This window comes from Streptomyces sp. NPDC006872 (assembly GCF_040635845.1).
Taxonomy (GTDB): domain Bacteria; phylum Actinomycetota; class Actinomycetes; order Streptomycetales; family Streptomycetaceae; genus Streptomyces.
The window spans coordinates 179,230-185,318 of the sequence record NZ_JBEYIL010000022.1 but is presented as its reverse complement, the minus strand read 5'-3'; the positions used below and the strand labels follow the sequence as shown (position 1 = coordinate 185,318).

Sequence of the window (6,089 nt, the reverse complement as noted above, 5' to 3'; positions counted from 1 at the left end):
GTCAGCCTCGAAGAGCTCACCAACCACATGGCCGGCGGCACCGAACTCGCCGCCCTCAAGCACGAGTTGGCCCAGGTCCGAGGCGTCGACGTCGAAGAGCTCCCGGAGGAGAAGGACCTCACCGCTCCCGTGGCGACCCCCGCAGAGGGGAAGTCCTGACATGACGAACGCGCTCGACCGCATCCGCGTCGGCTCGGCCCCCGACTCCTGGGGCGTGTGGTTCCCCGACGATCCCGGACAGGTGCCCTGGGAACGCTTCCTGGACGAGGTCGCCGAGGCCGGCTACTCCTGGATCGAGCTCGGCCCCTACGGCTATCTGCCGACCGACCCGGCCCGGCTCACCGACGAGGCGGCCAAGCGCAGCCTGAAGGTGTCCGCGGGCACGGTCTTCACGGGGCTGCACCACGGCCCGTCGGTCTGGGAGCCCACCTGGGCGCATGTGAGCCAAGTGGCCGCGCTCACCCAGGCGATGGGCGCGAAGCACCTCGTCGTCATCCCGTCCTTCTGGCGGGACGACAAGACGGCCGAGATCCTCGAGCCGCCGGAGCTGACGGGCGAGCAGTGGGCGCACCTCACCAAGGGCATGGAGCGCCTCGGTCACGAGGTGAAGGAGACGTACGGCCTGGACCTCGTCGTCCATCCGCACGCCGACACCCACATCGACACCGAGGACCACGTCGAGCGCTTCCTGGACTCCACCGACACCGAACTGGTCAACCTCTGCCTGGACACCGGTCATTACGCCTACTGCGGCGGCGACAGCGTCCAGCTGATCGAGACCTACGGCGAACGCATCGGCTATCTCCACCTCAAGCAGGTCGACCCGGGGATCCTCGCCGAGGTCGTGCGTGACGGGGTGCCGTTCGGCCCCGCCGTGCAGCGCGGAGTGATGTGCGAACCGCCGTCCGGAGTGCCGGAGTTGGAGCCGGTGCTGGTCGCGGCGCAGCGCCTGGGCGTCGAGTTGTTCGCGATCGTCGAGCAGGACATGTACCCGTGCGAGCCGGACCGGCCGCTGCCCATCGCGGTGCGGACCCGGAAGTTCCTGCGGTCCTGCGGGGCCTGACGCGCGGAGCGTGTCATCGGGCGTTCGTCACCGGGCGCGTCGCGCCGTCGTCGAGAGGCGACGGCGCGCCCTCGCTCGTATGGGGGGGGTTGATGGGCCGCATGCGGCGCGTGCCCCCTGGTGCGGCTGTGGCCTGCGGCGCAAACCTCCTCGAGCGGGGAGCAAGCCCATGAGACACCCGTACCTCCGACTGCGCAGAGGGGTAGTCGTCGCCATCGCGGTAGTAGCGCTGGCCGTCCCGGCCGCGGGCGGGACCGCGACGGCACTGCCGTCCTCGGCCGCCGGCGTCGCCACCGTCACCGAACCGCCCTCGCCGTCCTCCTCCGGGGACGGCGTCGTGGAACTCACCCCCGCCGTGCAGCAGCAGGTCGACGACGCCGTCCAGCGGGTCATGAAGCAGGCGAAGGTCCCCGGCGTCAGCGTGGGCATCTGGACGCCCGACAAGGGCCGGTACCTGAAGTCCTTCGGCGTCGCCGACAAGAGCACCGGTCGCGCGATGAACCCGGATCTGTTCATGCGGATCGGCAGCGAGACCAAGACCTTCACCGTCACGGGCCTCCTCCAGCTGGTCGACGAGGGCAAGGTCGGCCTCGACGACACCATCGACGAGTACGTCGACGACGTGCCGAACGGGGACAAGATCACCCTGCGGCAGCCGGCCGGCATGCGCAGCGGGCTGTTCAACTACTCGGCGGACGAGGACTTCTTCAAGGCGCTGACGTCCGACCCGCAGCGGCCGTTCACCCCGCAGCAGCTGCTCGACTACTCCTTCAAGCACCCCGTGCTGTTCCAGCCGGGTGCGCAGTTCTACTACTGCAACACCAACCTGATCCTGCTCGGCCTGGTCATCGAGAAGATGAGCGGCCAGCAGCTCCACACTTACGTCCAGGAGCACATCCTGGACCCCGTGGGGCTGAAGGACACCGTCTTCCCGACCGGCAACGAGTTCCCGACCCCGCACTCCCAGGGCTACACGAACCAGACCGCGACCGGGAAGGTCGAGGACTCGGCCGACTGGAACCCCTCCTGGGGCTGGGCGGCCGGCGCGATGATCTCCACACTGGAGGACCTGCGGATCTGGGCGCGCACCGTGGCCACGGGCGTGCTGCCCGACGGCGACCGGATGATCAGCCCCGCCACCCAGCAGCAGCGGCTGATCACACCGCCCACCACGATCCCGGGCGCCGGATACGGTCTCGGCATCTTCAACGTGCAGGGCTGGATCGGCCACAACGGCTCGCTGCCCGGCTACGAGTCGCTGACGATCTATCTGCCGTCCGCGCGGACGACCCTCGTCGTCGTGCTGAACACCGACATCGACTACAAGAACGAGGAGCCCAGCACCCTGTTCGGCGACGCGATCACGACGATCGTCTCCCCGGACCACATCTTCAACCTGCCGGCGGAACCGGCGGCGAGGTGAGGACGTTCAAGAGAAGAGAAGGTGTGCGGAGCAGTGGACGGGGAGCGTGAGATGCAGGAAGAAGAGCAGGAGCAGGCCGGCGCCGCGGCGGCCGAGCGCAGGGCCCGGTTCGGGGCGTTGCCCGAGCGGGTGCGCATCGAGGACACGGTGGAGGAGCGGCCCGCCGCCCCGAGAGACCCGGCGCGCGACGCCTACGACCCGAACGAGTTCGTGGTGCGCTACGGGCTGTGAAGTCGAGAGCGGGCGGCCGGGGATCCTCCGGTGAGGCCCCGGTCGCCCTCCCGTGGGCTCAGGAGGCCCGCACCTCCGCGATCGTCACCGGCCGGTGCTCGTGCAGGGACAGCGTGCACGCGTCCGCGATCCAGCCCGCCTCCAGGGCGTCCTCGACCGTGCAGGGCGAGGTGCGGGTGCCGGCCACGACCTCGGTGAACGCGGTGAGTTCGGCGCGGTAGGCGGCCGTGAAGCGGTCCATGAAGAAGTCGTGCGGGGTACCCGCGGGGAAGGTGACGCCGGGCTCCACCGAGCGCAGCGGCAGCTTGTCCTCCAGGCCCACGGCGATCGAGTCCGTGAAGCCGTGGATCTCCATCCGGACGTCGTAACCGCGCGCGTTGTGGCGGGAGTTGGAGACCACCGCGATCGTGCCGTCGTCGAGGGTCAGGATCGCGCCGGTGGTGTCGGCGTCGCCCGCCTCCTTGATGTACTCGGCGCCCCGGTTGCCGCCGACCGCGTACACCTCGGTCACCTCGCGGCCCGTCACCCAGCGGATGATGTCGAAGTCGTGCACGGAACAGTCCCGGAAGATGCCCCCGGAGGCGGCGATGTACGCGGCCGGCGGCGGGGCCGGGTCCAGCGTGGTCGAGCGGACGGTGTGCAGCTTGCCCAGCTCGCCCGCCTGCACGGCTGCCCGCGCGGCGACGAAGCCCGCGTCGAAGCGGCGGTTGTAGCCGATCTGGATGGGCACTCCGCTGCCCTGGACGGCCTTGAGGACCTCGACGCCCTCGGCCATCGTCTTGGCGACGGGCTTCTCGCAGAAGACGGGGATGCCGGCCTCGACACCGGCCAGGATCAGCGCGGGGTGGGCGTCGGTCGCGGCGGCGACGACGATGCCGTCCACGCCGGCGGCCAGCAGGGCCTCGGGCGAGTCGACGACCTCGGCCCCGAACCGCTCGGCGGCGGCCTTGGCCGCCTCCGCGAACGGGTCGGTCACGACGAGCGACTCGACGACGTCGAGTCCGGAGAGGGTCTCGGCGTGGAAGGCGCCGATGCGGCCGAGGCCGAGGATTCCGATGCGCATGCGCTCCGCTGCTTTCCTGTGTGTTGTGGTTGCTGTCTGTTGCCGGGGCTTCGCCCCGGACCCCGTCGCCCTTCGGGCTCGTCCTCAATCGCCGGACGGGCTTGAAAGAAGACCTCGTCCTCAATCGCCGGACGGGCTCAAGAGAAGACTTCGCTCTCACTCGCCGGACGGGCTCGAAAGAAGACTTCGCTCTCAATCGCCGGACGGGCTCAAATTGTCGGACGGGCTCGAAGGAAGACCGTTCAGTCCAGGCCGCCCAGGACGTTCTGGTCCCAGTCGATCACTGATCCTGTGACCACGCCCGACCGGTCGGACAGGAGGAAGACCACGAAGTCGGCGATCTCGTCCGGCTGGCCGAGCTTGCCCATGGGCAGTTTCGCGGCGGCCTGCTCGCGCCAGTCGTCGCCGGCGCCGTGGAACGCCTTCTGCGTCGCGTCCTCGCCCTCGGTGGCCGTCCAGCCGATGTTGAGACCGTTGATCCGGACCCGGTCGAAGCGGTGGGCGTGCGCCGCGTTGCGGGTCAGGCCGATCAGGCCCGCCTTGGCGGCGACGTACGGCGCCAGGAACGGCTGGCCGCCGTGCGCCGAGGAGGTGATGATGTTGACGATCGTGCCGGGCGTCTCACGGGCCAGCATGTCGGCGACCGCCGCCTGCATGGCGAAGAACGGCGCCTTGAGGTTGATCGCGATGTGCTGGTCGAACAGCTCCGGGGTGGTGTCCAGGAGCGTGCCCCGGGAGGTCAGCCCCGCCGAGTTGACCAGGCAGTCGACCCGGCCGTACGCGGCCACGGTCTCGGTCACCGCCGCCTTCGTCTGCGCGGCGTCCGTCAGGTCGGCCCGGACGAACAGCGCCGTGCCGCCGTCGGCGGTCAGCTCCTTCACCAGAGCCTCGCCCGGCTCCGGCCGCCGCCCGGTGACGGCTACGCGGGCGCCCTCGCGCACCGCGGCCCGCGCGATGGCCGCGCCGACCCCCTGGCTGCCGCCGTTGACGAGGACGACCTTGTCGTCGAGAAGTCCCATGTGGAAGATCCTTTCAGCTGATGCGCCGCTCGGCGCCGGCCCGCAGTTCGTCCCGGAGCGCCTGCGGGGTCCACTGCTCGTGCAGCGCCCGCCGTACGACGTCCGCCTGCGAGGGCGGGGCCAGGCCGTCCACCGGCGGGTCGCTGTCGAGGTTGGTGGGGAAGGGGTAGCCCTCGGCGCTCGCGGCGACGACCCGCTCCAGCCACTCCTCGCCCACGCCCTCCGCCCGGCGCTTCAGCAGCACGGGGAAGACCGCGTTCGCCACCGCCTCCCGGTCCACGGTCTCCATCGCGCGCCCGAAGGCCGAGGACACCTGGAGCAGGTTGGCCGCCCGGCGTACGTCGGTCGTGCGGTTGGCGCCCGCGGCGTGGAAGACGGCCGGGTTGAAGAAGGCCGCGTCGCCCTTGGCGAGCGGCAGCTGGACGTGGTGCTCGTCGAAGTACGCCTGGAACTCGGGCAGTCGCCACGCCAGATAGCCCGGCTCGTAGGTCTGCGAGTACGGCAGGTACAGCGTGGGGCCCGACTCCACCGGCATGTCGCAGTGCGCGACCGCGCCCTGGAGCGTGAGCACGGGGGAGAGGCGGTGCACATGCGCCGGATAGGCGGCGGCCGCCTCGTTCGAGAGGAAGCCGAGGTGGTAGTCGCGGTGTGCGCTCTGCGCCGCGCCACCCGGGTTGACCACGTTGACCTGCGAGGTCACCTGGTAGCCGGGTCCCAGCCAGGCCCGCGAGATCAGCGCGAGGATGTCGTTGGCGTAGTAGTCGGCGAACGCCTCCGGGTCGTACAGGGCGGCCTTCTCCGGGGCGTTCCAGACACGGTCGTTCGCGCCGGGCTTCGCGAAGTGGTCGCCAGCGGTCGCACCCGAGGCGTGCTGCTCGGCGATCAGCGCGTCGAAGGCGGCGGTGAGCCGGTCGACGACCGCAGGGTCGGGGAAGGCGCCCCGGAAGACGACGATCCCGGGACCGTCGGCCAGGGCCCGCACCAGCTCGGCGCGCAGCTCACGGCTCGTCCCGGCGGCAGCGGTGCGCAGGCGCCCGCTGTCGTAGACGAGGACGTTTCCCTCCACCGTCGTGGCGTGTGGGAAGTCGGCGAGGTCGGTCGTGCGCTCGACGAGCGAGCGGAACACGTCGAGATCGCAGTCCTGCTCGGTCAGCCAGGCGTGACCGTGCACGGAGGTGAAGGACATCGGCGTCCCTTCGATGACAATGGCGGCTCAGCCCTGCCATTCTTGTCATTACAAACCCGTCGAACAACCGGCAGAGGGCCGTCAAAAACCCCTCAAAGACCTCC

6 protein-coding genes and 1 pseudogene are annotated in these 6,089 nt (G+C 70.4%); 4 read left to right on the top strand and 3 right to left on the bottom strand.

Annotated features, from left to right (window positions below; genetic code table 11):
• The 4 genes and pseudogenes from ABZ725_RS44435 to ABZ725_RS44420 form a co-directional block, all read left to right on the top strand.
• Positions 1 to 159: pseudogene (locus ABZ725_RS44435) on the top strand (sugar ABC transporter ATP-binding protein); the annotation flags it as partial.
• 1 nt (position 160) lies between these two features.
• Positions 161 to 1,063, top strand: coding sequence for a sugar phosphate isomerase/epimerase (locus ABZ725_RS44430; RefSeq protein ID WP_358808050.1), 903 nt, complete (start codon positions 161 to 163; stop codon positions 1,061 to 1,063).
• A 169-nt stretch (positions 1,064 to 1,232) separates the two neighbouring features.
• Positions 1,233 to 2,486, top strand: a complete 1,254-nt coding sequence (locus ABZ725_RS44425) for a serine hydrolase domain-containing protein (RefSeq protein ID WP_358808049.1) — start codon at positions 1,233 to 1,235, stop codon at positions 2,484 to 2,486.
• A gap of 51 nt (positions 2,487 to 2,537) precedes the next feature.
• Positions 2,538 to 2,717 carry a hypothetical protein gene (locus ABZ725_RS44420; RefSeq protein ID WP_358808048.1) on the top strand — a complete coding sequence of 60 codons (180 nt, stop codon included), beginning with the start codon at positions 2,538 to 2,540 and terminating at the stop codon, positions 2,715 to 2,717.
• Between the two features lie 58 nt (positions 2,718 to 2,775).
• Here ABZ725_RS44420 and ABZ725_RS44415 read toward each other — a convergent pair whose 3' ends face one another.
• The 3 genes from ABZ725_RS44415 to ABZ725_RS44405 all read right to left on the bottom strand — a co-directional run bounded on the left by ABZ725_RS44415 (position 2,776) and on the right by ABZ725_RS44405 (position 5,985).
• Entirely contained in the window at positions 2,776 to 3,780 is a 1,005-nt protein-coding gene (locus tag ABZ725_RS44415) for a Gfo/Idh/MocA family oxidoreductase (protein WP_358808047.1), read from the bottom strand.
• Positions 3,781 to 4,022: 242 nt separating this feature from the next.
• On the bottom strand, positions 4,023 to 4,799 hold the full coding sequence (locus tag ABZ725_RS44410; RefSeq protein WP_358808046.1) for an SDR family oxidoreductase: 777 nt from the start codon (positions 4,797 to 4,799) through the stop codon (positions 4,023 to 4,025).
• A 13-nt stretch (positions 4,800 to 4,812) separates the two neighbouring features.
• The gene (locus ABZ725_RS44405; RefSeq protein WP_358808045.1) at positions 4,813 to 5,985 is read right to left on the bottom strand and encodes a phytanoyl-CoA dioxygenase family protein; all 1,173 of its coding nucleotides are present in this window, start codon (positions 5,983 to 5,985) and stop codon (positions 4,813 to 4,815) included.
• Between the last annotated feature and the right edge of the window lie 104 nt (positions 5,986 to 6,089).